Annotated in this window: 22 protein-coding genes, 4 tRNA genes and 1 pseudogene; 13 read left to right on the plus strand and 14 right to left on the minus strand. The window is 71.4% G+C overall.

The annotated features are described in order from the left end of the window. The 3 genes and pseudogenes from ACFVXK_RS18500 to ACFVXK_RS18510 form a co-directional block, all read left to right on the plus strand. Window positions 1-533: pseudogene (locus ACFVXK_RS18500) on the plus strand (hypothetical protein); the annotation flags it as partial. 284 nt (window positions 534-817) lie between these two features. Then, the gene (locus ACFVXK_RS18505; protein ID WP_389612937.1) at window positions 818-2,293 is read left to right on the plus strand and encodes a N,N-dimethylformamidase beta subunit family domain-containing protein; all 1,476 of its coding nucleotides are present in this window, start codon (window positions 818-820) and stop codon (window positions 2,291-2,293) included. 77 nt (window positions 2,294-2,370) lie between these two features. Then, window positions 2,371-3,273: a phosphoribosylaminoimidazolesuccinocarboxamide synthase gene (locus ACFVXK_RS18510; protein ID WP_389612939.1), complete on the plus strand. Its 903-nt coding sequence runs from the start codon at window positions 2,371-2,373 to the stop codon at window positions 3,271-3,273. A 44-nt stretch (window positions 3,274-3,317) separates the two neighbouring features. Here ACFVXK_RS18510 and ACFVXK_RS18515 read toward each other — a convergent pair. The 8 genes from ACFVXK_RS18515 to ACFVXK_RS18550 form a co-directional block, all read right to left on the minus strand. Next, window positions 3,318-3,390: transfer RNA gene (locus tag ACFVXK_RS18515), tRNA-Gly, on the minus strand. Window positions 3,391-3,414: 24 nt separating this feature from the next. Then, entirely contained in the window at window positions 3,415-4,026 is a 612-nt protein-coding gene (locus ACFVXK_RS18520) for a response regulator (RefSeq protein WP_389612941.1), read from the minus strand. After that, window positions 4,023-5,264: a sensor histidine kinase gene (locus tag ACFVXK_RS18525; RefSeq protein ID WP_389612943.1), complete on the minus strand. Its 1,242-nt coding sequence runs from the start codon at window positions 5,262-5,264 to the stop codon at window positions 4,023-4,025. The genes ACFVXK_RS18520 and ACFVXK_RS18525 overlap by 4 nt, the downstream gene beginning before the upstream one ends. Window positions 5,265-5,293: 29 nt before the next feature. Beyond that, the gene (locus tag ACFVXK_RS18530; RefSeq protein ID WP_389612945.1) at window positions 5,294-6,055 is read right to left on the minus strand and encodes an ABC transporter permease; all 762 of its coding nucleotides are present in this window, start codon (window positions 6,053-6,055) and stop codon (window positions 5,294-5,296) included. Then, window positions 6,052-7,035, minus strand: a complete 984-nt coding sequence (locus ACFVXK_RS18535) for an ABC transporter ATP-binding protein (RefSeq protein ID WP_389612947.1) — start codon at window positions 7,033-7,035, stop codon at window positions 6,052-6,054. The genes ACFVXK_RS18530 and ACFVXK_RS18535 overlap by 4 nt, the downstream gene beginning before the upstream one ends. Before the next feature lie 133 nt (window positions 7,036-7,168). Beyond that, a tRNA-Gly gene (locus tag ACFVXK_RS18540) sits at window positions 7,169-7,241 on the minus strand. A gap of 81 nt (window positions 7,242-7,322) precedes the next feature. Beyond that, window positions 7,323-7,394: transfer RNA gene (locus tag ACFVXK_RS18545), tRNA-Gly, on the minus strand. Between the two features lie 87 nt (window positions 7,395-7,481). Next, window positions 7,482-7,799, minus strand: coding sequence for an Lsr2 family protein (locus ACFVXK_RS18550; protein WP_358891631.1), 318 nt, complete (start codon window positions 7,797-7,799; stop codon window positions 7,482-7,484). A gap of 321 nt (window positions 7,800-8,120) precedes the next feature. On the opposite strand from ACFVXK_RS18550, the gene purS reads away from it, so the two are divergent. The 5 genes from purS (at window position 8,121) to ACFVXK_RS18575 (ending at window position 12,727) form a co-directional block, all read left to right on the plus strand. Beyond that, window positions 8,121-8,372, plus strand: coding sequence for a phosphoribosylformylglycinamidine synthase subunit PurS (purS, locus tag ACFVXK_RS18555; protein ID WP_008740952.1), 252 nt, complete (start codon window positions 8,121-8,123; stop codon window positions 8,370-8,372). Window positions 8,373-8,374: 2 nt separating this feature from the next. Further along, window positions 8,375-9,055, plus strand: coding sequence for a phosphoribosylformylglycinamidine synthase subunit PurQ (gene purQ, locus ACFVXK_RS18560; RefSeq protein WP_389612949.1), 681 nt, complete (start codon window positions 8,375-8,377; stop codon window positions 9,053-9,055). Further along, window positions 9,052-11,301, plus strand: a complete 2,250-nt coding sequence (gene purL / locus ACFVXK_RS18565) for a phosphoribosylformylglycinamidine synthase subunit PurL (protein ID WP_389612951.1) — start codon at window positions 9,052-9,054, stop codon at window positions 11,299-11,301. Before purQ ends, purL begins: the two co-directional genes overlap by 4 nt. Window positions 11,302-11,396: 95 nt before the next feature. Beyond that, entirely contained in the window at window positions 11,397-12,188 is a 792-nt protein-coding gene (locus ACFVXK_RS18570) for a sterol carrier family protein (protein ID WP_389612953.1), read from the plus strand. Window positions 12,189-12,229: 41 nt separating this feature from the next. Next, a complete protein-coding gene (locus tag ACFVXK_RS18575; RefSeq protein WP_389612955.1) occupies window positions 12,230-12,727 on the plus strand; it encodes an META domain-containing protein in 498 nt (165 codons plus the stop codon). 10 nt (window positions 12,728-12,737) lie between these two features. Here ACFVXK_RS18575 and ACFVXK_RS18580 read toward each other — a convergent pair whose 3' ends face one another. Beyond that, complete coding sequence (locus tag ACFVXK_RS18580) at window positions 12,738-14,162, minus strand: sulfatase-like hydrolase/transferase (RefSeq protein WP_389612957.1); 1,425 nt, start codon at window positions 14,160-14,162, stop codon at window positions 12,738-12,740. Between the two features lie 116 nt (window positions 14,163-14,278). After that, a complete protein-coding gene (locus ACFVXK_RS18585) occupies window positions 14,279-14,374 on the minus strand; it encodes a putative leader peptide (protein ID WP_388955132.1) in 96 nt (31 codons plus the stop codon). A gap of 146 nt (window positions 14,375-14,520) precedes the next feature. Here ACFVXK_RS18585 and purF point away from each other — a divergent pair, with 146 nt between their 5' ends. Both purF and purM read left to right on the plus strand, forming a co-directional pair. Further along, window positions 14,521-16,038 (plus strand): amidophosphoribosyltransferase, encoded by a 1,518-nt coding sequence (gene purF / locus ACFVXK_RS18590; RefSeq protein ID WP_389612959.1) that lies wholly within the window; start codon window positions 14,521-14,523, stop codon window positions 16,036-16,038. Between the two features lie 118 nt (window positions 16,039-16,156). Next, window positions 16,157-17,227 (plus strand): phosphoribosylformylglycinamidine cyclo-ligase, encoded by a 1,071-nt coding sequence (gene purM, locus ACFVXK_RS18595; protein ID WP_344160766.1) that lies wholly within the window; start codon window positions 16,157-16,159, stop codon window positions 17,225-17,227. Between the two features lie 111 nt (window positions 17,228-17,338). On the opposite strand, the gene ACFVXK_RS18600 is transcribed toward purM, so the two are convergent. Then, window positions 17,339-17,599, minus strand: coding sequence for a DUF3073 domain-containing protein (locus ACFVXK_RS18600; protein WP_030225602.1), 261 nt, complete (start codon window positions 17,597-17,599; stop codon window positions 17,339-17,341). A gap of 310 nt (window positions 17,600-17,909) precedes the next feature. After that, a complete protein-coding gene (locus tag ACFVXK_RS18605; protein WP_389612961.1) occupies window positions 17,910-19,019 on the minus strand; it encodes a Leu/Phe/Val dehydrogenase in 1,110 nt (369 codons plus the stop codon). Between the two features lie 223 nt (window positions 19,020-19,242). Here ACFVXK_RS18605 and ACFVXK_RS18610 point away from each other — a divergent pair, with 223 nt between their 5' ends. After that, a complete protein-coding gene (locus tag ACFVXK_RS18610; RefSeq protein WP_389612963.1) occupies window positions 19,243-20,112 on the plus strand; it encodes a hypothetical protein in 870 nt (289 codons plus the stop codon). Window positions 20,113-20,722: 610 nt separating this feature from the next. Continuing rightward, complete coding sequence (gene bldC / locus ACFVXK_RS18615) at window positions 20,723-20,929, plus strand: developmental transcriptional regulator BldC (protein ID WP_003949541.1); 207 nt, start codon at window positions 20,723-20,725, stop codon at window positions 20,927-20,929. Window positions 20,930-21,504: 575 nt separating this feature from the next. On the opposite strand, the gene ACFVXK_RS18620 is transcribed toward bldC, so the two are convergent. Beyond that, window positions 21,505-21,578: transfer RNA gene (locus ACFVXK_RS18620), tRNA-Asp, on the minus strand. Between the two features lie 70 nt (window positions 21,579-21,648). Then, entirely contained in the window at window positions 21,649-25,572 is a 3,924-nt protein-coding gene (gene hrpA, locus ACFVXK_RS18625; protein WP_389612965.1) for an ATP-dependent RNA helicase HrpA, read from the minus strand. 111 nt (window positions 25,573-25,683) lie between these two features. On the opposite strand from hrpA, the gene ACFVXK_RS18630 reads away from it, so the two are divergent. Then, a complete protein-coding gene (locus ACFVXK_RS18630) occupies window positions 25,684-26,094 on the plus strand; it encodes a hypothetical protein (RefSeq protein WP_389612967.1) in 411 nt (136 codons plus the stop codon). The last annotated feature ends 2 nt before the right edge of the window (window positions 26,095-26,096 follow it).

Raw genomic sequence — 26,096 nt, forward strand, 5'->3', positions numbered from 1 at the left:
CCGACGGCCTCCCCGCCGGCCCGCAGCCGGCCGCGCGGCCCGTGCCGCAGCCCGGGGCCGAAGCCGCCCCGGCCGCCCCCGAGCCCGTCCACGACGCCTTCGGCGGGCCGACGCTGGAGCGGGTGCTCGCCTACCTCACGGACCCCGCCGGGGACGGGGCCGCCGGAGAGGCCCTGGCCGGGCGGCTGAGCGGGGACCTCGCGCGGGAGGAACGTACCGCCGGCCCGCACCGGGCCGGACCCGGCCGGGGCGCCGACACCCTCCCCCTGTTCCCGCTGCAGCCCCCGCGCAGCGGCCGGGACCTGCTCGCCGACCACGTCACGGCCCTGGTCTGCTGCGCGGCGGTGGACTCGGCGGGCGCCGGCCCCGGCCTGGACTGGCTGGACGGCCCGGTCCTGCTGGTCGGCGGCGAGCGCCGGGCGGACCTGGCCCCCAGGGTCCTCTCCCTCGTCGAGGACGGAGACCCGGCCCCCCTCCGGGACTGGCTCGCGGAACTGGGCGTCCGCCCGGAGAAGCCCGTCCGCCTGGTCTGAGCCACCGGCACCGGCACCGGCACCGGCACCGGCACCGCCACCGGGCCCGGCCCCCGCCCGCCCGGCCAGGGCGGATGCGCCACCCCTGGGGCCACCCCGGCGCCACCCCGTCCCGCCACGCGAGGCGGCGCCTCAGGTTCCGTTCCCGTCAATTCGCGACGAACGGTGACGGAGTGAGTGCGTTATGTGATGTGCTGGGACCGGTCGCGACGCGGGTGTCCGAAACCCGCCTCGCGCCACCGTGTTCGAGAAACGCGTTCGGGGGCGCGAGGGAGGGGAGCGGAATGGGTGCGGACCAGATCCGGCGCTGGGAATCGGGTGCGCTCGCGCACGCGGTGAACGATCCCTTCGGCCAGGGCCCGCTGCCGTGGTTCCGGGGCAGCGAGGTGTACTTCGACGACACCGGCCAGGTCGTCCCCTGGTACGTGGACCCCGCCCTGGCCCCCGGCCAGACCACCCCCAGCCGGGGCGGCGGCCCCAGGACCGCCGACGACGTGCACCGGCAGATCAAGGGTTTCACCTCCACCGGAGCCGTCGCCCCGGGCGAGGCCATCGACTTCCACATCACCGTCGACCCGCCCCAGCAGTTCCAGGTCGACGTCTACCGCATCGGCCACTACGGCGGCGACGGCGCCTCGAAGATCACCACCAGCCCCCGGCTCTCCGGCATCGTCCAGCCGCCCCCGCTCACCGCCGACCGCACGGTCTCCTGCCACCACTGGTGGCAGTCCTGGCGGCTCCAGGTCCCCTCGTACTGGAGCATCGGCGCCTACGTGGCCGTCCTCACCACCGCCGACGGCTACCGCTCCCACATCCCCTTCACGGTCCGCGACGACCACCCCGCGGACCTCCTGCTCCTGCTCCCCGACATCACCTGGCAGGCCTACAACCTCTACCCCGAGGACGGCCGCACCGGCGCCAGCCTCTACCACGCCTGGGACGAGGAGGGCCGGCTCCTCGGCGAGCAGGACGCGGCCATCACGGTCTCCTTCGACCGCCCGTACGCGGGCGCGGGCCTGCCCCTGCACGTCGGCCACGCCTACGACTTCATCCGCTGGGCCGAGCGCTACGGCTACGACCTCGCCTACGCCGACACCCGCGACCTGCACGCCGGCCGCGTCGACCCCACCCGCTACCGGGGCCTGGTCTTCCCCGGCCACGACGAGTACTGGTCGCTCCCCATGCGCCGCACCGTCGAGCGCGCCCGTGACCACGGCACCTCGCTGGTCTTCCTCTCCGCCAACACCATGTACTGGCAGGTCGAACTGGCCCCTTCCCCCTCCGGGGTGCCCGACCGGCTCCTGACCTGCCGAAAACGCCGCGGCCCCGGCCGCCCCAGCCTCTGGCGCGAGGTCGACCGCCCGGAACAGCAGCTGCTCGGCATCCAGTACGCGGGCCGCGTCCCGGAGCCCGCGCCCCTGATCGTCCGCAACGCCACGCACTGGCTGTGGGACTCCACCGGCGCCACCGAGAACGACGAGCTCGACGGCCTGGTGGCGGGCGAGGCCGACCGGTACTTCCCGCGCACCCAGCTCCCCGAGCACCAGGACCGGATCCTGCTCGCCCACTCCCCCTACCTCGACGGCGAGGGTGCCAAGCGGCACCAGGAGACCTCCCTCTACCGGGCCCCCAGCGGCGCCCTCGTCTTCGCCTCCGGCACCTTCGCCTGGTCCCCCGCCCTGGACCGCCCCGGACACGTGGACGAACGGATCCAGCGGGCCACGGCCAACCTCCTCGACCGGATCTGCAAGAGGGACTGACCGGGACCCGTTGTCCCCGTTCGCGAACCGGTACGGGAGAATGGTCCCGCGCTCGTACAGAACCACAGGGAGACCCCGTGCCCGGATTCGTCGAAAAGCCCGAGCCGGTGCAGGTGCCCGGCCTCGTCCACCTCCACACCGGCAAGGTCCGCGACCTCTACCGCGGTGAGGACGGCAACCTCGTCATGGTCGCCAGCGACCGCATCTCCGCCGCCGACTGGGTGCTGCCCACCGAGATCCCGGAGAAGGGCCGCATCCTCACGCAGCTCTCCCTCTGGTGGTTCGACCAGCTCGCCGACCTGGTCCCGAACCACGTCATCAGCACCGACCTGCCCGCCGGCGCCCCCGCCGACTGGGCCGGCCGCACGCTGGTCTGCAAGAGCCTCGACATGGTCCCGGTCGAGTGCGTGGCCCGCGGCTACCTCACCGGCTCCGGCCTCAAGGAGTACGTCCAGTCCCGCACGGTCTGCGGACTCGCCCTCCCCGAGGGCCTGGTGGACGGCTCCGAGCTGCCCGCCCCGATCTTCACCCCGGCCGCCAAGGCCGAGGTCGGCGACCACGACGAGAACGTCTCCTACGAGGAGGTCGCCCGCACCACCGGCGCCGAGACGGCGGCGCTGCTGCGCCAGACCACCCTCGCCGTGTACGGGCGGGCCCGCGACATCGCCCGCGAGCGCGGCATCATCCTCGCGGACACCAAGTTCGAGTTCGGCTTCGACACGGACGGCACGCTCGTCGCCGCCGACGAGGTCCTCACCCCGGACTCGTCCCGCTTCTGGCCCGCCGACCTGTGGCAGCCGGGCCGCACGCAGCCCTCGTTCGACAAGCAGTACGTCCGCGACTGGCTGGCCTCCCCGGCCTCCGGCTGGGACTCCAAGGGCGAGCTCCCGCCGCCGGTCCTCCCGCAGGAGGTCGTGGCGCAGACCCGCGCCAAGTATGTCGAGGCCTACGAGCGCCTGACCGGCCAGGCCTGGAGCTGACACGACGAAGGCCCCGATCAACCGATCGGGGCCTTCGTTCGCTGAGCGGACAACGCGACTCGAACGCGCGACATCCACCTTGGCAAGGTGGTGCTCTACCAACTGAGCTATGTCCGCCTGTGCGCCGCAGCGCGAGAACTACTATACCCAACCCCGGGACCGGGCGAGACGCACTGCCGTGTGCCGGTTCTCGGCGCCCAGCTTCGTCGCGGCCGAGGACAGGTAGTTGCGTACGGTCCCCTGCGACAGCGAGGCCCGTTCCGCGATCTCCGCGATGGGTGCCCCGTCGGCCGCGAGTTCCAGCACCTCGGCCTCACGGGCCGTCAGCGGCGAGTCGCCCGCGCTGATCGCGTCGGCCGCCAACTCCGGGTCCACGTAACGGCCTCCGGCGTGCACGGTACGGATCAGCTCGGCCAGCCGCTGCGCCGAGACCGTCTTCGGCGCGAAGGCCCGCACCCCCGCCGTGAGGGCCCGCTTCAGGTGCCCCGGGCGGCCGTGGCTGGTCACGATCATGACCTTGCAGTCGGGCAGTTCGGTGCGCAGCGATGTGGCGACGCTCACACCGTCCGCCCCCGGCATCTGGAGGTCCAGCACCGCCACGTCCGGCCGGTGCGCCCGCGCCATGGCCAGGGCCTCGGGCCCGGAGGCCGCCTCGGCGACGACCGCGAGATCGTCCTCCAGGCCCAGCAGGGCGGCCAGCGCGCCCCTGATCAGGTGTTCGTCGTCGGCCAGCAGTACCCGTACGGGGTTCACGCCCGCACCTCCACTCCTCGTGCTTCCAGCGGTATCTCGGCCCGCAGCCGGAACCGGCCGCCGCCGGCCGGTCCCGCGTGCAGGGTCCCTTCCACGGCCGCGAGCCGCTCCCGCAGCCCCGCGAGCCCGGATCCGGGCGGTCCGGCGGGGGCGTCGGGCACCCCGTCGTTCTCCACCAGCAGCGTCAGGGTGCCCGCGGCCTCCCGGTCCGTCAGCCGGATCAGGCAGCTGCGGGCGTCCCCGTGCCGCAGGACGTTCGTGGTCGCCTCGCGGACCACCCAGCCGAGCGCGGACTGCACCTCGGCCGGCAGTTCCCGGGCGGCCGTGGCGAACTCGACGCGGCAGTCCATGCCGGCCGCGCTGAGCACCCCGCGGGCGCCTTCCAGTTCCACCGCGAGGTCCGCCTCCCGGTAGCCGCGCACGACGTCGCGGACCTCCATCTGCGATTCGCGCGCGATCCGCTGCACTTCGATCATCTGGTCCACGGCCTCGGGGCGTTCGCGCCGCGCCAGCTGCACCGCGAGCTCGCTCTTGAGCGCGATGACGGCCAGGTTGCGGCCCATCACGTCGTGCAGGTCCCGCCCGAACCGCAGCCGCTCCTCCGCCACGGCCAGCCGGGCCTGGAGCTCCCGGGCGTGGTCGAGCTCGTAGACGGTCCGCAGCAGCCAACCGGAGAAACCGCAGGTGAAGGCGAGGAAGACGCCGGCCAGCAGGACACCGGCGAAGTACCCGACGACCTCGTTCGGCGACAGGCCCAGGGCGGCGACGACCGCCGCGGTCCCGGCGGCGGCGGCCAGGGGCACGTACTTCATGCGCCGGACCTTCTCCATGGCCAGGACGACGGAGCCGCAGCCGAAGCAGGTCACCCCCACCACGAGGCTGGGAGCCGCGGATTCGTCGAGGCTGCCGAACCGCCGCAGGCAGAGGAAGACCAACACGGCCGCGCCGGTGGCGGCCGCCGTCACCACCGCGAGCCGGACGGGCCGTTCACGGCGTCCGCACACGGCGTCCAGGGCCCTGGACGACAGGAAGCCGACGAGGACGGAATGGGCGACGACCACGAGGACGGCCACGACGGCCAGCGGCCGCGGGGTGCTGCTTTCCGAGCCGGCGACGAGCGAGACCAGCCCGAAGGAGACGATCTCGATGAGCACGAAGAAGTGGAACGACCAGCGCGTGTACACCTCGACCTTGCCCGCACTGCTGCGGTTCTTCCACCACCCGGTCAGCTTCGACACGGCCCCGTCCCCCCGGCTCTTTCCTCTGCCTAACGTCGCGGTTCCCAGCGGAACCGCCGCTGGACAGCAAACACGGTGACGATCATCCAGGCCAGCGAGGTGAGCGCGGCCCCCAGCAGGTCGTACCCCGCCACCCCGCCGCTCCACCCGGCCCGGATCAGCGTCATCACCCCGCTGAGGGGCAGCAGTTCGCACACCGAGGCCACCACATCGGGCAGCACGTCCGCCCGGACGAACAGTCCCGAGCCGAGCGCGGTCACCAGGAACAGCGGCATCGTGGTGAGCCCGGCGGTCTCCACGTTCCGGGTGAAGGAGCTGGTCAGCGCCGCCATCGAGGCCAGCAGCGGCAGTGCGCCGAGGATGCCGGCCAGCAGCAGGGCCGGGTTCTGCGGCATCGGGGCGTCCAGCACGGCCGCCCCGGCCACCACCAGGGCGGCGATCTGCGCGAGCGCGATGGCGGCCGACGGCAGCGCGCTGCCGGCCAGGATCTCCACGTCCGCGGCCTCGCCGGTGCGCAGCCGCTTGAGGACGAGCTCCTCGCGCCGGGCGACGTACGCGGAGACCAGGTTCATGTAGACGACGAGCAGCAGCACCATGCCGATGCCGCCGGTCAGGGTCGCCTCGGCGACGGCGGCGGCGCTGTCCCCGCGGACCGTGGCGCGCAGGGTGAACACCAGGACCGCGGGCATCAGCAGGGCCACGCTCAGCGCGGCCCGGTTGCGGACCAGGAGGGTCAGTTCCGAGCGCCCGAGCGCGGCGATCCGGGCGGGGTTCAGGGTCGGGTTGTTCATCGGGCCACCGCCGTCGTCCTGTCGTCACGGGTGCTGTCGTCACGGGTGTTTCCGTCACGGGTGCCGTCGGCGGCGCCGCGGCGGCTGCGGGCGATCTCCAGGAAGGCCTCCTCCAGGGAGGCGTGGCGGGCGTCGAGCCCGGCCAGTTCGACCCCGGCGTCCTCGGCCCAGCGCAGCAGCACGGTGAGGTCGGCCTGGAGCCGGTCGGTGCGGATCTCCACGCGCGGGCCGTCGGCGGCGGCGTGCAGCGCGAGCGGCAGCCGTCCGGCGGGCACCCCGTCGGGCAGGGTGAAACGGATCCGGGAGGGCCGGGTCGCGGTGACCTCCTCGGGGGTGCCGGTCAGCACCAGCTCCCCCTCGTGCATGATCGCGAGCCGGTCCGCGAGGGACTCGGCCTCCTCCAGGTAGTGCGTGGTCAGCAGCACGGTGGTGCCCTGGGCCCGCAGCTCCCGGACGAGGTCCCAGGTGTCCTGGCGGCCCTCGGGGTCCATCCCGGTGGTCGGCTCGTCGAGGAACAGGACCTCGGGCCGCCCCAGCAGGGCCAGCGCCAGGTCCAGGCGGCGCCGCTCACCGCCGGACAGCTGCTTGACCCGCACCGCGGCCCGCGCGGCCAGTCCGACCAGCTCCAGCACCTCCGCTGCCGGGCGGGCACCGGTGGTGACGCCGCCCCACATGCGCAGGGTCTCGGCGACGGTCAGGTCGGAGGGGAAGCCGCCCTCCTGGAGCATGACCCCGGTGCGCGGGCGGACCTCGGAGCGGCGGGCGTACGGGTCGAGCCCGAACACGCGGACCTCGCCGCCGGTGGGGGCGGCGAGCCCCTCGAGCAGTTCGACGGTGGAGGTCTTGCCGGCGCCGTTGGTGCCGAGGAGGGCGAAGACCTCGCCGCGGGTGACGGAGAAGCTGACGCCGCGCACGGCCTCGAAGCCGCCGGAGTAGCCGCGGCGGAGCCCCTCGGCCCGGATCACTGTGTCGGTGGTCATGCCCCAAGCCTCCCGGCGGGCCGGGCAGGGGAGCAGTGCACGCTGTCACGGCCCCCGATGACATTTGTCATCGCGGGTGAGTCACGACACAACGACAAAGGCCCCGATCGGAGATCGGGGCCTTTGTCATCTGAGCGGACGACGCGACTCGAACGCGCGACATCCACCTTGGCAAGGTGGTGCTCTACCAACTGAGCTACGTCCGCATACCCAGCTACGACCCGAGAGCCGTTCACTGTGTGCCTCACTCTACCTGATCCACGACCGTGGTCGGTAAAGCGATGCAGAGCGGGTGACAGGGATTGCACACTGCGCCTCCCCCCTGGAAGGGGGGTGTTCTGCTACTGAACTACACCCGCACGACTTCGGTTCCCGGCCTTCCGGCCTGGCCCCTCGGCGTGATCCACACACTAGCCGATCGGAGGGGGTGCATGGCAAATCCGGGGTCAGTGGGCTTCGTTGTAGGCCGCGTAGACCGCCTTCGGGATGCGCCCCCGCGGGGGCACGTCGTGCCCGTTGGAGCGGGCCCAGGCCCGCACGACCGCCGGGTCCGGGGCGACGGCGGTGTGCTTGAAGGCCTTGCCCGAGCGGGACTGGCGGCGGCCGGCGGCCACGAAGGGGGCCAGGCCCTTCCGCAGTTTCTTTGCGTTCGCCACATTGAGGTCGATCTCGTAGGACTTACCGTCCAGGGCGAACGTGACCGTTTCCGACGCTTCCCCGCCGTCGAGGTCGTCGGAGATCGTGACTACTACGCGCTGCGCCACGGATATCGGTCCCTTCGTGCGCCTCGCCGCGCGCGCTGACGTGCGGTGATGTCGCCTGTGTGGATGTTTCGGTGGAATACGTCAAACCGTAGGAATCCCGGCTGATTCCTTTGTACCGCGATTCCCATTGAATTGCGAAGCCCAGTTAATTCCTCCCGCGTGTCCCGCCGCAATGCCGGGCGAGTGGTTTTCCGGTGGATTTTGCGAAGCGTTGGTGAAGCCGAAACCGCGTCCCGCTGACCCCCGGCCGATATCTACCCGCGTAGAAATTTCGGCCGGGTACGCTGAGGGAACCGCCTTGCACCAACCACCTCATCGGGAGTGCCAGTGGCACGCGTCGTAGTCGACGTCATGCTCAAGCCGGAGATCCTCGACCCCCAGGGCCAGGCGGTGCAGCGTGCACTGCCGCGCCTGGGCTTCGAGGGGATCGCCGACGTCCGCCAGGGGAAGCGCTTCGAACTGGAAGTGGAGGGACCGGTCGACCAGGCCGCCCTCGACCGCATCCACAAGATGGCCGAAACGTTCCTCGCCAACACCGTCATCGAAGACTTCACCGTGAAGGTCGAGGCCTGACGGTGACCACTCGCATCGGTGTCGTCACGTTCCCCGGAACGCTCGACGACCGTGACTCGCTGCGCGCCGTCCGCCTCGCGGGGGCCGAGCCGGTCTCGCTCTGGCACCGCGACAAGGACCTGCACCAGGTCGACGCGGTCGTCCTCGCGGGCGGCTTCTCCTACGGGGACTACCTGCGCGCCGGGGCCATCTCCCGGTTCTCGCCGGTGATGGAGACCATCATCGAGCAGGCCAAGGCCGGCATGCCGGTCCTCGGCATCTGCAACGGCTTCCAGGTCCTCACCGAGGCCCACCTGCTGCCGGGGGCGATGCTCCGCAACAACCACCTCCACTTCATCTGCCGCGACCAGAAGCTGCGGGTGGAGAACGCGGACACCGCGTGGACCGGCGACTACACCGCCGGCCAGGAGATCTCGGTCCCGCTCAAGAACATGGACGGCCGCTACGTCGCCGACGAGCGCACGCTCGACGAACTGGAGGCCGAGGGCCGAGTGGCCTTCCGGTACCTCGACGTGAACCCCAACGGCTCGCTGCGCGACATCGCCGGGATCACCAACGCCGAGGGCAACGTCGTCGGCCTGATGCCGCACCCCGAGCACGCGGTCGAGCCGCTGATCGGGACCGGCCGCACCGACGGCCTCCCGTTCTTCACGTCGGTCCTGAAGAAGCTGGTCAGCGCATGAGCCTCGACACCGTAAAGAACGCCACCGAGACCCCGGACGCCTCCCAGCCCTGGAAGGAACTCGGCCTCAAGGAGGACGAGTACGCCCGGATCCGCGAGATCCTCGGCCGCCGTCCCACCGGCGCCGAGCTCGCCATGTACTCCGTCATGTGGTCCGAGCACTGCTCGTACAAGAGCAGCAAGGTCCACCTGAAGCAGTTCGGCGAGAAGGTCCCCGAGAACGACGCCATGCTCGTCGGCATCGGCGAGAACGCCGGCGTCGTCGACGTCGGCCAGGGCTACGCGGTCACCTTCAAGGTCGAGTCGCACAACCACCCGTCCTACATCGAGCCCTACCAGGGCGCGGCCACCGGCATCGGCGGCATCGTCCGCGACATCCTCGCCATGGGCGCCCGCCCGGTCGCCGTCGTGGACCCGCTGCGCTTCGGCGCGGCCGACCACCCCGACACCAAGCGCGTCCTGCCGGGCGTCGTCGCGGGCATCGGCGGCTACGGCAACTGCCTGGGCCTGCCCAACATCGGCGGCGAGGTCGTCTTCGACTCCTGCTACCAGGGCAACCCGCTGGTCAACGCCGGCTGCATCGGCGTCATGAAGCACGAGGACATCCACCTCGCCAAGGCCTCCGGCCCCGGCAACAAGGTCATCCTCTACGGCGCCCGCACCGGCGGCGACGGCATCGGCGGCGTCTCGGTCCTCGCGTCCGAGACCTTCGACGACACGAAGCCGACCAAGCGCCCCGCCGTCCAGGTCGGCGACCCCTTCCAGGAGAAGCTCCTCATCGAGTGCACCCTGGAGATCTTCAAGGAGAAGCTGGTCGCCGGCATCCAGGACCTCGGCGGCGCCGGGCTCTCCTGCGCCACCAGCGAGCTGGCCTCGGCCGGTTCCGGCGGCATGCGCGTCGAGCTGGACACCGTGCCGCTGCGCGACGCGACGCTCTCGCCCGAGGAGATCCTCATGAGCGAGTCGCAGGAGCGCATGTGCGCGATCGTCGAGCCGCAGCACGTCGAGCGCTTCATGGAGATCTGCGAGAAGTGGGACGTCATCGCCACCGTCATCGGTGAGGTGACCGACGGCGAGCGCCTGGAGATCTTCTGGCACGGCGAGCAGATCGTGGACGTGCCCCCGGGCACCGTCGCCCACGAGGGCCCGGTCTACAACCGCCCCTACGCCCGTCCCTCCTGGCAGGACGCCCTCCAGGCCGACGACGCGGGCCTGCTGCCCCGCCCGCAGACCTCCGAGGAGCTCCGCGCGCAGGTCCTGGCCCTGGTCTCCTCCCCGAACCAGGCCTCCAAGTCCTGGGTCACCGACCAGTACGACCGCTTCGTCCAGGGCAACACCGTGCTGTCGCAGCCCGAGGACGCCGGCATGGTCCGCATCGACGAGGAATCCAACCTCGGCGTCGCCATGGCCACCGACGGCAACGGCCGCTACGCCAAGCTCGACCCGTACACGGGCGCGCAGCTGGCCCTGGCCGAGGCGTACCGCAACGTCGCCGCGACCGGCGCGAAGCCGCTGGCCATCTCCGACTGCCTGAACTTCGGCTCCCCCGAGGACCCGGACGTCATGTGGCAGTTCGCCGAGGCCACCCGCGGTCTCGCGGACGGCTGCCTGGAGCTGGGCACCCCGGTGACCGGCGGCAACGTCTCCCTCTACAACCAGACGGGCGACGTCGCGATCCACCCGACCCCGGTCGTGGCGGTCCTCGGCGTCATCGACGACGTCAACCGCCGCACGCCGATGGCCTTCGCCGAGGCCGGCCAGCTGCTCTACCTGCTGGGCGACACCGCCGAGGAGTTCGGCGGCTCGGCCTGGTCGCAGGTCGTCCACGACCACCTCGGCGGCCTGCCGCCCAAGGTGGACCTGGGCCGCGAGAAGCTGCTCGGCGAGATCCTGATCTCGGCGTCCCGCGACGGCATGGTCGACGCGGCGCACGACCTGTCCGACGGCGGCGTGATCCAGGCGCTCGCCGAGTCCTGCCTCAAGGGCGGCAACGGCGCGCGGATCGTCGTCCCCGAGGGCCTGGACGCCTTCACCTTCCTGTTCTCCGAGTCCGCGGGCCGCGCCATCGTGGCGGTCCCGCGCAGCGAGGAGCTCCGCTTCACCGACATGTGCGGCGCGCGGGGCCTGCCGGCCGCCCGCATCGGCGTGGTGGACGGCGAGGAGATCGAGATCCAGGGCGAGTTCACCCTCCCCCTGACGGAACTCCGCGAGGCCCACGAGGCCACGATCCCGGGCCTGCTGGCCTGATCGTCCCCGGTCGTACGAGGTCCCGTCCGCGCGGTGTGCGGGCGGGACCTCGGTGCGTCCGCGCCGCCGCGGGGCTCCCCCAGTAGGGTCGGGGCATGGCGCCCGTGAAGAAGAAGACGCGTACCTACGACCACGCGAAGATCCGCGCGGCCGTCACCGCCCAGTTCGGGCATGTCGCCCGGGGCGTACGGGACTTGGGGCCCGAGGAACTGGCGCGCCCCAGCGGGGTCGGGGAGTGGAGCGTCGGGGAGCTCGCCGGGCACGTCGCCTGGATCGCGGACTCGCTGGCCGGGGGGCTGGCGCGGCCGCCGGCCGCCGTCGCCGAGCTGAGCGCCGTCGAGTGGCCCTTCGCCACCGCCTCCCTCGCCGGGAAGATCTCCGAGGCCGCCCGGGAGACCCTCACCGGAGCCCCCGTCCCCGAACTGTTCGAGCGGGCCGGCGCCCGGATGGCCGAGGCGCTGGAGGCCAGCCCCGGCAGCCGGGTCATGCACCTGTGGATCGGGGACATGACCCTCGCCGACTTCCTGGTCACCCGGACCGTGGAGCTCGTGGTCCACACCGACGACCTGAACCGGGCCACCGGCCTGGACATCCCCCTGGAGCGGCAGGCGCTGGCCGCCTGCACCCGGCTGCTCGCCGACGCCCTCGCGGTGAAGGCGCCCGGCGGGTCGGTGGAGGTGCGGATCCCGCCCTTCGCGGTGGTCCAGTGCGTCGAGGGCCCCCGGCACACCCGCGGCACCCCGCCCAACGTGGTCGAGACCGACCCGCTGACCTGGCTCCGGCTCGCCACCGGCCGCACCGGCTGGGCCGAGGCCCTGGACGCGGCGCGGGTCAGCGCGAGCGGCGAGCGGGCCGACCTGTCCGGGCTGCTCCCGCTGATGAGCTGAGGGGAGGGGAACCAGACGTGGCTTCGGGCCGTCCCAGGGGCATGCGTATCCCCAGGCACCCCGCCGGGCCCGTCGCCGCAGGGTTGGTCCTCGTACTGGCCGCGCTGACCGGCTGCACGGCCGCCCCGCAGGACGGGAGCGGCCCGCCCGTGACCGGGCGGATCACCGCCACGGCCCCGGAGCCGGACGCCCCGCTGACCGTGACCGGCTGGACCGTGACCGCCCTGGCCGGCGCCCCCGTCCCCGCCGGGGCGGCCGGCCGGGCCCGGTTCACCCTCGCCCCCGACGGCACCGCCGGCGGCAGCCTCGGCTGCAACCGGTTCAGCGCCCCGGCCGCCGTCGAGGGCGCCACCGTCACGTTCGGCCCCGTCACCAGCACGCGCATGGCCTGCGAGGGACCGGCCGGCGAGGTCGAGCGGACGATGACCCGGCTGCTCGGCGCGGGACCGCTCGCCTGGAAGGTCCAGGGGCGCACCCTCACCCTCACCGCCGCCGACGGCCTGGGCCTGACCGCCGAGGCGGACTCCGCCGCCGAATGAGCGGGGCGGGTCAGGACGGGTACGGCAGGAGGGTGGCGTCCGTGCGCTCCCAGGCCGTGCGCAGCTCCGCCAGCCGGGCCGGTTCCGCCGCCGCCCGGTCGGCCTGCTCGCGCAGGTCCCCGGCGAGGTCGAACAGCTGGTCGCGGCCCGACTTGCCCCGGTAGTACTTCCAGTTCCCGCGCCGCAGCGCCCGCTCCCCGCGCACCCGCCAGAACAGGTCCCGCTCGGCCGGCTTCTCCCCGCGCAGCAGGTACCCGGCCAGGCTCACCCCGTCCAGCGGGTAGGCCCGGTGCGGACGGGTCCCGGCGACCTCCAGCAGGGTCGCCGTCCAGTCGGGGCTGAACACCGGGACCCGGCTGACCTGGCCGCCGTCGATCCGGGCCGGCCAGCGCAGGATGTTCGGCACCCGGATGCCGCCCTCCTGGAGGGAGGCCTTGTTGCCGGAGAGCGGCCAGTTGTACGAGAAGCGCTCGCCGCCGTTGTCGCTGCCGAAGACGACCAGGGTGTCCTCCTCCTGCCCCGAGCGCTTCAGCGCGTCCAGCACCCGGCCCACCGAGCGGTCCAGGTCCTCGACCATCTGCTTGTACTTCTCCACGGAGCCGCCGTCCTGGTGCCACAGGGCCCGGGCGTCGCCCGCCTTGATCCGCCGGATGATCTCGGCGCTCTGCGCGGTGTCCCCGTCGGCGATCCACGGCCAGTGCGGGGTGGTGAAGTTCAGGTTCAGCAGCCACGGCTTGCCGTGGTGGTCGCGGGAGACGTACTCGCTCGCCCGCTCCGTGATGATCCGCGTGTAGTAGCGCAGGTCCTTGTACTCGGCGTCGCCCTCGTACAGGTCGTACTCGCCGCCCAGGCCCAGCTTGGAGTAGTACTCCAGGGCCCCGCCGAAGTTCCCGAAGAACTCCTCCCAGCCCGACTTGGTCGGGCCGTAGTCCGGCAGGTAGCCCGCGTGCCACTTGCCGATCAGCGCGGTCGCGTACCCGGCGTCGCGCAGCAGCGAGGCCAGCGTCGGGTGCGTCGGGTCCAGGCCCACCGTCCTGTCCGCGATCGGCTCGGCCAGCCCGCCCTTGGTACGGGCCGGGTAGCGCCCGGTGTAGAGGCTGAAGCGGGTCGGGGAGCAGGTCGCCGAGCCGGCGTAGGCGTCGGTGAACCGGACGCCCTGGCGGGCGAGGCGGTCCAGGTTGGGGGTCTTGATGTGCGGGGAGCCGTACGAGGACAGGTCGGCCCAGCCGAGGTCGTCGCCCAGGATGAACAGGATGTTCGGACGGCGCGAGCCGCGGCCGCGCGCGGCCCGGAACTCACGCTCCTGCGGACCCCCTCCGGGGCCCTCCGCGGCCTGCGCCGGACCGGCGCCCAGCCCCACGGCGGCGGTCGCCGCGGTCGCTCCGACGGCACCCCCGAAGGCACGACGGGACAGCTTGCTGTTGTACGAAGACACGAATACTCCAAGACACGGCTCGGCGGCCCCCGGCCCGGGCGCGCACGGGACGGCGCGCGGCACGGCGGGGCGGGGCGGGGCGGAGCGAAATCAGGAAAAGGGAGGAAGAGTTGTGGCTACGCGCAGCAACGACACATGGCGCTCGCGACACGGACCAGGTCAACGTGTCGGCGCTCGACGAGGGTGACGGCACGGTCACCGAGGGGCTGCATGGGGCGAGAGCCTGTACGAATTGCCTCGTAGATGTCAACAAAAGATCGAATAGCGAGACGGAGGCATCCGGTCACCCTCTGTGCTGTGACATTTCCCGGCCGTCCCCAATTCGGACCAGTGGTCGATCTCGCCTACACTCGGGGGCGTGCCTCGTGGTGATGGACGACTCAACCACGACCTGCTCCCCGGCGAGAAGGGCCCCCAGGACGCTTGCGGCGTCTTCGGTGTCTGGGCTCCGGGTGAAGAGGTCGCCAAGCTCACCTACTTCGGACTGTATGCACTGCAGCACCGCGGACAAGAGTCCGCGGGAATCGCTGTGAGCAACGGTTCCCAGATCCTCGTCTTCAAGGACATGGGCCTCGTTTCCCAGGTCTTCGACGAAACCTCCCTCGGTTCGCTCCAGGGTCATATCGCGGTCGGTCACGCCCGCTACTCGACCACCGGTGCGTCCGTCTGGGAGAACGCTCAGCCCACCTTCCGGGCGACCGCCCACGGCTCGATCGCCCTGGGTCACAACGGCAACCTGGTGAACACCGCCGAGCTCGCCGAGATGGTCGCCGACCTCCCCCGTCAGGACGGCCGCGCCACCCAGGTGGCGGCCACCAACGACACCGACCTGGTGACCGCCCTCCTCGCCGGCCAGACCGACGACGACGGCAAGCCCCTGACCATCGAGGAGTCGGCCGCCAAGGTCCTCCCGCAGGTCAAGGGCGCCTTCTCGCTGGTCTTCATGGACGAGGGAACCCTCTACACCGCCCGTGACCCGCAGGGCATCCGCCCGCTGGTCCTCGGCCGCCTGGAGCGCGGCTGGGTGGTCGCGAGCGAGACCGCCGCCCTCGACATCTGCGGCGCCAGCTTCGTCCGCGAGGTCGAGCCGGGCGAGCTCATCGCGATCGACGAGAACGGCCTGCGCACCTCGCGCTTCGCGGAAGCGAAGCCCAAGGGCTGTGTGTTCGAGTACGTCTACCTGGCGCGCCCGGACACCGACATCGCCGGCCGCAACGTCTACCTCTCGCGCGTCGAGATGGGCCGGCGCCTCGCCAAGGAGGCCCCGGTCGAGGCCGACCTGGTGATAGCGACGCCGGAATCCGGCACGCCCGCCGCCGTCGGCTACGCCGAGGCCAGCGGGATCCCGTACGGCTCCGGCCTGGTCAAGAACGCCTACGTCGGCCGGACCTTCATCCAGCCCTCGCAGACGATCCGCCAGCTCGGCATCCGCCTCAAGCTCAACCCGCTCAAGGAAGTCATCCGGGGCAAGCGCCTCGTCGTCGTCGACGACTCGATCGTCCGCGGCAACACCCAGCGCGCCCTCGTGAAGATGCTCCGCGAGGCCGGCGCGGCCGAGGTCCACATCCGGATCTCCTCGCCGCCGGTGAAGTGGCCGTGCTTCTTCGGCATCGACTTCGCCACCCGGGCCGAGCTGATCGCCAACGGCATGACGGTCGACGAGATCGCCACGTCGCTGGGCGCCGACTCGCTCTCGTACATCTCGCTCGACTCGATGATCGAGGCGACCACCATCCAGAAGCCCAACCTCTGCCGTGCCTGCTTCGACGGCGAGTACCCCATGGAGCTGCCCGACCCGCAGCTCCTGGGCAAGCAGCTCCTGGAGAACGAGCTCGCGGGCGGCACCGACGCCGCCGACGCGCTCCGCCGCCCGTAGGCCCGTGGGCCGGCCCTTCCCGGGCCGGCCCGGCTCCACCTGCGCCATGCCCTGTCTTTGAGGCTTCTCCCGGGGCCCGGCACCACACGCAGCAACGACACGAAAGCTCTCGCCTGTCATGACTGAGAAGACCACCGGGGCCAGCTACGCAGCCGCCGGCGTCGACATTGAAGCGGGCGACCGCGCCGTCGAGCTGATGAAGGAGTGGGTGAAGAAGACGCAGCGCCCCGAGGTCCTCGGCGGCCTCGGCGGCTTCGCCGGCCTCTTCGACGCCTCCGCCCTCAAGCGCTACGAGCGCCCCCTGCTGGCCTCGGCCACGGACGGCGTCGGCACCAAGGTGGACATCGCCCGCCAGATGGGCGTCTACGACACCATCGGCCACGACCTCGTCGCCATGGTCATGGACGACATCGTCGTCTGCGGCGCCGAGCCCCTCTTCATGACGGACTACATCTGCGTCGGCAAGGTCCACCCCGAGCGGGTCGCGGCCATCGTCAAGGGCATCGCCGAGGGCTGCGTCCTCGCCGGCTGCGCCCTGGTCGGCGGCGAGACCGCCGAGCACCCGGGCCTGCTCGGACCGGACGACTTCGACGTCGCGGGCGCCGGCACCGGCGTGGTCGAGTACGACCGCCTCCTCGGCGCCGATCGCATCCGTACGGGGGACGCCGTCATCGCGATGGCTTCGTCCGGCCTTCACTCGAACGGGTACTCGCTCGTCCGGCACGTCCTCTTCGACCGCGCCGGGATGTCCCTCGACCGGCACGTCGAGGAGCTCGGCCGGACCCTCGGCGAGGAGCTGCTGGAGCCGACCAAGATCTACTCGCTGGACTGCATGGCCCTCACCCGGACGGCCGAGGTCCACGCGTACTCGCACATCACCGGCGGCGGCCTCGCCGCGAACCTGGCCCGGGTCATCCCCGACCACCTGCACGCCACGGTCGACCGCTCCACCTGGACCCCCGGTGCGATCTTCGACCTGGTCGGCAAGGCCGGGGACGTCGAGCGCCTGGAGCTGGAGAAGACCCTGAACATGGGCGTCGGCATGATGGCCGTGGTCCCGCAGGAGTCGGTGGACGTGGCCCTGACGGCGCTGGCCGACCGGGGCGTCGAGGCCTGGGTCGCCGGCGAGATCCTCGACCGGGGCGACCACACCGAGGGTGCGACCCTGACCGGCGACTACGCGGTCTGAGCAGCGCTGAAACCCGGTCCGGGGCATGGCCCTGGACCGGGTTTCGGCATTTTCAGCTTTCAGCCGGCAGAAGCCGGACTGTGGAGACGCTCACGGCAGAGGTGCTGTGCGTCAAGCCCCGCGACGGTGCGCCGACGGACCGGACTCTTCGTCCTCGTCCTCGTCGTCGTCGTTGTAGAGATCCGCGTACTTCGCGTACGGGTCGTCGTCGTCCAGATCGTCATCGACTTCGACCGGCGCGCTGATAGGCAGCGGCTCTGTCGGCGATGCGCCCAGCTCATTGGCCAGACGCGAGAGGTCAGTCCCGCCGCTGTTGTACTTCAGCTGGCGGGCGACCTTTGTCTGCTTGGCCTTGGCCCGGCCGCGCCCCATGGCTCGACCCCCTCGGTGACGGGGCTCGACGGCCCCAGAGTCTGACACGCGTTCATGGTTCGGAGCGGGCTCTCCGTAGAGAGACCGTCCGTAGGGGTTTAACGGTACCTGCTTCCGCAGCCATACGGTACGCCGCCCGCATGACGTGCCTCTCCACAGAACCAGCGGGACACCCCGTACTCGCTGGTCAGCTGCGATTTTAACGCTTTCCTGGCCGCCGACCCGCCGAAGCGCAGTGAGTTCCGTCTCGCCGCGCTCCGGCGGGTCACCGGCACGGGTCCGGTGGGCGTCTGCCCGGACCCCGGCGGTGCTACGCCTTGCGGGCCGCGGCGCGCGCGGCGAGGGCGTCGGCCATCCGCTGCTCGGCGATCCGGTCGGCCGCGGCGGCCGGCGGGATCCCGTCTTCCTTCGCACGTGCGAATATCGCCAGCGTGGTGTCGAAGATCTTCGAAGCCTTGGCCTTGCACCGGTCGAAGTCGAAGCCGTGCAGCTCGTCGGCGACCTGGATCACGCCACCCGCGTTGACCACGTAGTCCGGGGCGTAGAGGATCCCGCGGTCCGCGAGGTCCTTCTCGACACCCGGGTGGGCCAGCTGGTTGTTGGCCGCGCCGCACACGACCGAGGCCGTGAGCACCGGGACGGAGGCGTCGTTCAGGGCGCCGCCCAGCGCGCAGGGGGCGTAGATGTCCAGGCCCTCCGTGCGGATCAGCGCCTCGGTGTCAGCCACGGCCGAGACCTTGCCGCCGGGGTGCTTGTCGAGGATCTCGCGCACGGACTCCTCGCGGACGTCCGTGATCACGACCTCGGCGCCGTCCTCCAGGAGGTGCTCCACCAGGTGGCGGCCGACCTTGCCGACGCCCGCGACGCCGACCTTGCGGCCGCGCAGGGTCGGGTCGCCCCACAGGTGCTGGGCGCTGGCGCGCATGCCCTGGAAGACGCCGAAGGCGGTGAGCACCGAGGAGTCGCCGGCGCCGCCGTTCTCGGGGGAGCGGCCGGTGGCCCAGCGGGTCTCGCGGGCGACGACGTCCATGTCGGCGACGTACGTGCCGACGTCGCAGGCGGTGACGTAGCGGCCGCCGAGGGACTCCACGAAGCGGCCGTAGGCCAGCAGGAGTTCCTCGGTCTTGATGACCGAGGGGTCGCCGATGATCACGGCCTTGCCGCCGCCGAGGTCGAGACCGGCGAGGGCGTTCTTGTACGACATGCCGCGCGAGAGGTTCAGCGCGTCACGGACGGCCTCCTCGTCGGAGGCGTACGCGTGGAAGCGCGTACCGCCGAGGGCGGGGCCCAGGGCGGTGGAGTGGATGGCGATGACGGCCTTGAGTCCGGTGGCCCGGTCCTGGCACAGCACGACTTGCTCGTGGCCGCCCTGCTCACTGCGGAACAGGGTGTGCAGGACGCCGTCGGTCATTTCGGTCACGGTGGTGACTCCCATGGAAGAGATGCGGCGGAAAGACGCCCGCCCTGCGGGTGGGGGAGGGCGCACTGGGAGCAGAGTAAGACCTGTGGCGGGCGCCGGTGGCCGTTGTCCGGGGATCGGAACGCCCCGGGTCCGGCGGCCGGTCCGGCCCCGGTTCCCGGATCGCCTTTCCGGGCCGCGAGTTGGAGGTGAACCGGGCCGCCAAAGCGGGGAGGACCAGAGGGTGAGCGAATCCCCCGACCTCCGGCCGCCGTCGGCGCGGCCCGCGCCGACGGTCCCGTACGCGTCCTACCTGCGGGTCTACGAGCCCCTCGGCTCCTTCCCGGAGCCCGAGCGCACGCACTGGGCGGCGTACGCCCGGCGCGGGCCCGCGCCCACCGCCCAGGACGAACTGCGGCGGTCCCTGTCCGACTTGGTCCGGGTGCCGGTGGTCGGGGTGCCGGCGCACGAGAGCGGGGACGCCTTCACCGCCGAGGTGGACGGGGTGCTGCTGGTGTGCCCGTGGCGGACGCGGCTGCGCGGGTGGCTGGCCCTGGAGGAGCTGGTGGCGAACTTCCCGGCGCCGGTGCTGGACGCGGCGCTGCCGCCGTCGGCCCGGCGCAGGGCAGCCGCGGAGTACGGGGCCTGGCGGGAGCGGAACCCCGACGCGCGGCCGTGGATCCGGACCGGGGTGTGGCAGGTGCCGCTGCGCTGGTTCGTGCTGGTGGCGGACGAGGAACGGGAGTACCTGCCGGGCGAGCGGCTGCGGTACCGGACGCCGATGGTGCAGGCGCGGCGCCGGCTCGCGCGGGGGCTGCGGACGCTGCGCGAGGCGGAGGGGCGGGGGCGGCCGGGGTACGGGCCGCTGGCGGAGGGGCTGGCGGAGGTCGGGCGCTGGCTGGAGGAGTTCCATCCGAGGTCGATGGTCGAACTGGACTACGGCGGGCTGCTCCACGCCCTCCCGGCTGACGGGCTGGCCGCGGACCGCTCGGCCCGCGACCTCGCGGAGGGGATCGCGGCCCTCCGGGAGGGGGACGAGGAGGGTGCGGCGGCGGTGTACGGGGAACTCGCGGGGCGCTGGAGGGTGGTGAGGGAGAGACTTTTCGCGAACTAGAGGCAGCCTTGACCCTTTCCGGAGGCGGGGTCTGCGTAGATCATGGACGTACCTGTTCGGAACCCGTTCGGGCGCTCCGCGTATCGCCCGTATCGGTCATGATCGGCCGAATGGCCCACAAGTCGCAGATCAGGTGCTTGATCACGGTATTAGGGTCTTTGTTCCAGGACCTACGTCCCGATCCGGGCCATTGGCTCAAGCGTGACGGACCGCACTATCCACACCCTTGCGCCCATCCCCTATCCTCATGCCAAAATAGGACAAGGAGTCCGGGGAGGGTTCCTTCCGCCCAACTAAGGGCGGAATGCTCGGTATTGCACTCTATGGGGGGTCTGACGACTCCTGATCGCTCTGTGACTGATCGTCACAGTGGGGTGACTGTCCGTTATAGGGCGGTCCATCGGCTTCCGCCGCTGATGAACACCTCGGAGGGCAATTCCATCGGTTTGGCCGTCGAGGCTGGACGGATGGTGTAGTTGTAGTGCCGAGGACAAGCCGTTCGTCCTATAACCGACTCGGCCTGCGTCTGTCCATTTCGGGCAACGCGGGCCAAGGTGCAGAATTTAGAGGAAAGAACCGAGATGGTTCGGTTCTCCCGAGGAGGCCGCTCATGACCGCTCGCACCCCTGATGCCGAGCCGCTGCTGACCCCGGCTGAGGTTGCCACCATGTTCCGCGTGGACCCGAAGACGGTTACCCGCTGGGCCAAGGCCGGCAAGCTCACGTCCATCCGCACCCTGGGTGGACACCGCCGTTACCGCGAGGCCGAGGTTCGCGCACTGCTCGCGGGAATTCCGCAGCAGCGCAGCGAGGCCTGAGGTCCCGCAGCACCACCGCTTTAAAGGGTGCGTATCGGATCCCCCAATCCGATGAACCCACACAGCTTCACACGGCAGGGCCTGCCCCAACAGGCACAGTCGTCGATCGCGCTGGACTCCGCCGGGTCCAGCGCGATTTTTTTGTCCCCGGAGCCACCCTGTGCGGGTGGGTGCCATTGCACATATTAAATCGAGCATGCGTAGGGGTCCGATAAATGTGCGAGTCTCAAAAACTCATGTGGTGACTCCCGTCACACCTGATGACTCTTGTACATCCGGCAATGCGCCCCGTAAAGGGACGTCCCGTACAGAGGGCCTCACCCGAACGGGGGATTTCTACCTTCTGGCCGATGTGTACCCCGAGGCGCCGGAGCGGCCCTGGAGGGGCCGTGGGCGGCGGGGGTGGCCCAGGAGGCGGGGGTGGGCGGCCGGGGCCGCCTGAGGGGCTTCCAGGGGCGTCGTGAGCCCCGGGTGATCATGGGGTGGCAGAGCGCGTCCGGCCGGGTGCGGGTCGCCGGGACCGACAACGCGTCAGGGCCCGTATCCCTTGCGGGATACGGGCCCTGACGTTTCTGCGAACCTGACGGGACTTGAACCCGCGACCTCCACCTTGACAGGGTGGCGAGCTAACCAACTGCTCCACAGGTCCTCGAATCGCTGCCGATCGCTCGGCTGCGAGTCAGACTGTACAGCAGGTCAGGGGGTGCGGTCGAACCGGATCACGGAGCGAGGGCGTCCACCGCCTTCACGATGCGCTTGTCGGAGATCGGGTACGCCGTCCCCAGCGCGTGCGCGAAGTAGCTGACCCGCAGTTCCTCGATCATCCAGCGGATCTCGGTGACCGCCTCCGGCACGGGCCGCCCCTTCGGCAACTGCTCCAGCAGCCACAGGTACTCGTCCCGCATCTCGTGGACCTTCTCCATGCGCGTGGTGTCGCGCTGGGCGCCCGTCGGCATCTGCTGGAGCCGCCGGTCGGCCGCCACCAGGTAGCGCATCAGGTCCGGCAGCCGCTTCAGCCCGGTCAGCGTCACGAAACCGGCCGGCATCAGCGCCGCCAGCTGCGCCTTCACGTCCGCGACGTTGGCCATCAGGGCCAGGCTGTTCGTGGCCTTCAGCCGCCGCTCACAGGCCTGCCAGGCCGCCAGGACCTGCTGCACCTGCCCGACGGTCCGCACGGTGGTGTCCACCAGGTCGGCCCGGACCCGGTCGAACAGCCGGCGGAAGCCCGCCTCGTCCCAGGCCGGCCCGCCGTGGTCGGCGATCAGCTTGTCGGTGGCCGCGGTCGCGCAGTCGTCGAACAGCGCCTGGATGGAGCCGTGCGGATTGCGGGAGAGGGCCAGCTTCTGCTGGTTGGTCAGCTTGTCCGAGGCGAACTTCGCCGGGTTCACCGGGATGTTCAGCAGGATCAGCCGCCGCGTGCCCAGCCACATCGCCCGCTGCTGCTCCGCCTCGGTGTCGAAGAGGCGCACCGAGACGCTCGTCCCCTCGTCGACCAGCGCCGGGTAGGCCTTCACCGGCTGGCCGGCCCGCCGGGTCTCGAAGACCCGCACCAGGGAGCCGATCGTCCAGTCGGTCAGCCCGGTGCGCTCCACCGACTCCCCGCCCGCCCGCTCGGCGGTGGCGGCCGCGGCCTTGGACAGGGCCTGGCGGGCCTTGGGCTTCAGCTGGAGCCGCAGGGCCTCCAGGTCCTTGGCCTCGGCGAGCTTGCGGCGCCGCTCGTCGACGATCCGGAAGGTGATCTTCAGGTGGTCCGGGATCCGGGAGAGGTCGAAGTCCTCCGCCGAGACCGGCACCCCCACCATCCGCTGGAGCTCGCGCGCCAGCACCACCGGCAGCGGCTCCTGGAGCGACGGCTGCTTCTCCAGGAAGCGGGACGCGTAGTTCGGCGCGGGTACGTAGTGCCGGCGGATCGGCTTGGGCAGCGAGCGGATCAGCTCGGTGACGACCTCCTCGCGCAGACCCGGGATCTGCCAGTCGAAGCCCTCCTCGGCGACCTGGTTCAGCACCTGGAGCGGGATGTGCACGGTCACGCCGTCCGCGTCCGCGCCCGGCTCGAACTGGTAGGTCACCCGGAACTTCAGCTGCCCCTGCCGCCAGGAGTCCGGGTAGTCGGCCTTGGTGACCCCGGCCGCCTTCTCCGTCAGCAGCATCTCGCGCTCGAAGTCGAGGAGTTCGGGCTCCTCGCGCCGCTTGTGCTTCCACCAGGAGTCGAAGTGCGCCCCCGACACCACGTGCTCGGGGATCCGCTGCTCGTAGAAGTCGAACAGGGTCTCGTCGTCCACGACGATGTCGCGGCGCCGCGCCCGGTTCTCCAGCTCCTCGACCTCGGTCAGCAGCTTGCGGTTGTCGGCGTAGAACTTGTGGTGGGTGCGCCAGTCGCCCTCGACCAGCGCGTTGCGGATGAACAGCTCGCGCGAGACCTCCGGGTCGATCCGGCCGTAGTTGATCTTCCGCTGGGCGACGATCGGCACCCCGTACAGGGTGACCTTCTCGTACGCCATCACCGCCGCCTGGTCCTTCTCCCAGTGCGGCTCGCTGTACGTGCGCTTGATCAGGTGCTGCGCGAGGGGCTCGACCCACTCCGGCTCCACCTTGGCGTTGACCCGCGCCCACAGCCGCGAGGTCTCCACCAGCTCCGCCGACATCACGAACCTCGGCTGCTTCTTGAACAGCGCCGACCCGGGGAAGACCGCGAACTTCGCCGACCGCGCGCCCAGGTACTCGTTCTTGTCGGTGTCCTTCAGACCGATGTGCGACAGCAGACCGGCCAGCAGCGAGACGTGGATGTTCGTCTCGGCGCCGTCCGCCTCGTTGACGTGGATGCCCATCGTCTTCGCGACCGTGCGCAGCTGGGCGTAGATGTCCTGCCACTCGCGGATGCGCAGGAAGTTCAGGTACTCCTGCTTGCACATCCGGCGGAAGGAGGACGAGCCGCGCTCCTTCTGCTGCTCGCGGACGTAGCGCCACATGTTCAGGAAGGAGAGGAAGTCGCTCGTCTCGTCCTTGAACCGGGCGTGGTTCTGGTCGGCCTGGGTCTGCTTGTCCGACGGGCGCTCGCGCGGGTCCTGGATCGACAGGGCCGCCGCGATGACCATGACCTCGCGCACGCAGTTGTTCTTGTCCGCCTCCACGACCATGCGGGCCAGCCGCGGGTCCACCGGCAGCTGGGAGAGCTGCCGGCCCATCGGGGTGAGCCGCTTCGACGGGTCCTTCTCCGCCGGGTCGAGCGCGCCGAGCTCCTGGAGCAGCTGGACGCCGTCGCGGATGTTGCGGTGGTCCGGCGGGTCGATGAAGGGGAACTTCTCGATCTCGCCGAGGCCGGCCGCGGTCATCTGGAGGATGACGGAGGCCAGGTTGGTCCGCAGGATCTCCGCGTCCGTGAACTCCGGCCGGGCGTTGAAGTCGTCCTCGGAGTACAGCCGGACGCAGATGCCGTCGCTGGTACGGCCGCAGCGGCCCTTGCGCTGGTTGGCGCTGGCCTGGCTGATCCGCTCGATGGGCAGCCGCTGCACCTTGGTGCGGTGGCTGTAGCGGGAGATGCGGGCCGTGCCCGGGTCGATCACGTACTTGATGCCGGGGACCGTCAGGGAGGTCTCGGCGACGTTGGTCGCCAGCACGATCCGGCGGCCGGTGTGCTGCTGGAAGACCCGGTGCTGCTCGGCGTGCGAGAGGCGGGCGTAGAGCGGCAGCACCTCGGTGAAGCGCAGCTTCTTCTTGATCAGCGCGTCGGCGGTGTCGCGGATCTCCCGCTCGCCGGAGAGGAAGACGAGGATGTCGCCCGGCCCCTCGGCCTGGAGCTCGTCGACGGCGTCGCAGATCGCCGTGATCTGGTCGCGGTCGCTCTCCTCGCTGTCCTCTTCGAGCAGCGGCCGGTAGCGGACCTCGACGGGATACGTCCGCCCGCTGACCTCGACGATCGGGGCGTCGCCGAAGTGGCGGGAGAACCGCTCCGGGTCGATGGTCGCGGAGGTGATCACGACCTTGAGGTCGGGGCGCTTGGGGAGCAGCTGGGCCAGGTAGCCGAGCAGGAAGTCGATGTTGAGGCTGCGCTCGTGGGCCTCGTCGATGATGATCGTGTCGTAGGCGCGCAGCTCGCGGTCCGTCTGGATCTCGGCGAGCAGGATGCCGTCGGTCATCAGCTTCACGAAGGTCGCGTCCGGGTTCACCTGGTCGGTGAAGCGGACCTTCCAGCCGACCGTCTGCCCGATCTCGGACTTCAGCTCCTCGGCGATGCGCTCCGCGACCGTGCGGGCGGCGATCCGGCGGGGCTGGGTGTGCCCGATCATGCCCCGGACGCCGCGTCCCAGCTCCATGCAGATCTTGGGGATCTGCGTGGTCTTACCGGAGCCGGTCTCGCCCGCGACGATCACGACCTGGTGGTCGCGTATCGCCTCGGCGATCTCGTCCTTCTTCTGGCTGACGGGAAGGTTCTCGGGATACGTGACCTCCGGCATGCGCGAGGCGCGGCCGGCCAGTCGCGCGGCGGCCTTCTCGGCCTCCGCGGCGATCTCGTCGAGCACGGCCTGCTTGGCCTCGGGCTTGCGGATGCGGCGGGCGCCCTCGAGGCGGCGGCCGAGGCGGTGCGCGTCCCGGAGGGAGATCTCACCGAGGAGCGTCTGCAGGGCGGTGAAGGAAGTAGACATACCTGATCGAGGATCTCACCTGCGCCCGGCGGGTGGCGAACGCATTTGTGCCCCTCCCCGTACCATTTCGGGACGAGTCCCCCAGTTCGGCGAGTGAGAGGCAGCCCACCCTTGTCCTGCCTCCGCCGCCCCCGCCCGTCGGCCGCCGCCGTGTTCGCGCTGGTCCTGGGGGTCCTCGCCCTTGTCCTGGCCCTGGCCGGGCCGGGACGGGGGACGGCGGACCAGGTCCCCGCCACGGCGACGGCCGCTGTGCACGCGGCCTCCGCGGCCCCGGCCCCGGCCCCGGTGGTGTTCACGGACACCGGGCCGGGGCGGGGGCCCGTCTGTGCGCCCGGGTCCGGTGGGGCCGGGACCGAGCCCGCCGTGCCGGCCCGGGCCGGGCACGAGCACGGGTCCCTCCTCGTGGCGCGGGCCGTGCCCGAGGGGGTGCGGCCGTACCGGGCCGAGTGCGTACGGGTGCCCGTGCGCGGGCCCGACCGGCGGGCGCCGGGGCCGGTGGAGCTGAACGTGATGCGGGTGTAGGG

Source organism: Streptomyces sp. NPDC058157 (assembly GCF_042884105.1).
In the GTDB taxonomy this organism is placed as follows: Bacteria; Actinomycetota; Actinomycetes; order Streptomycetales; family Streptomycetaceae; genus Streptomyces.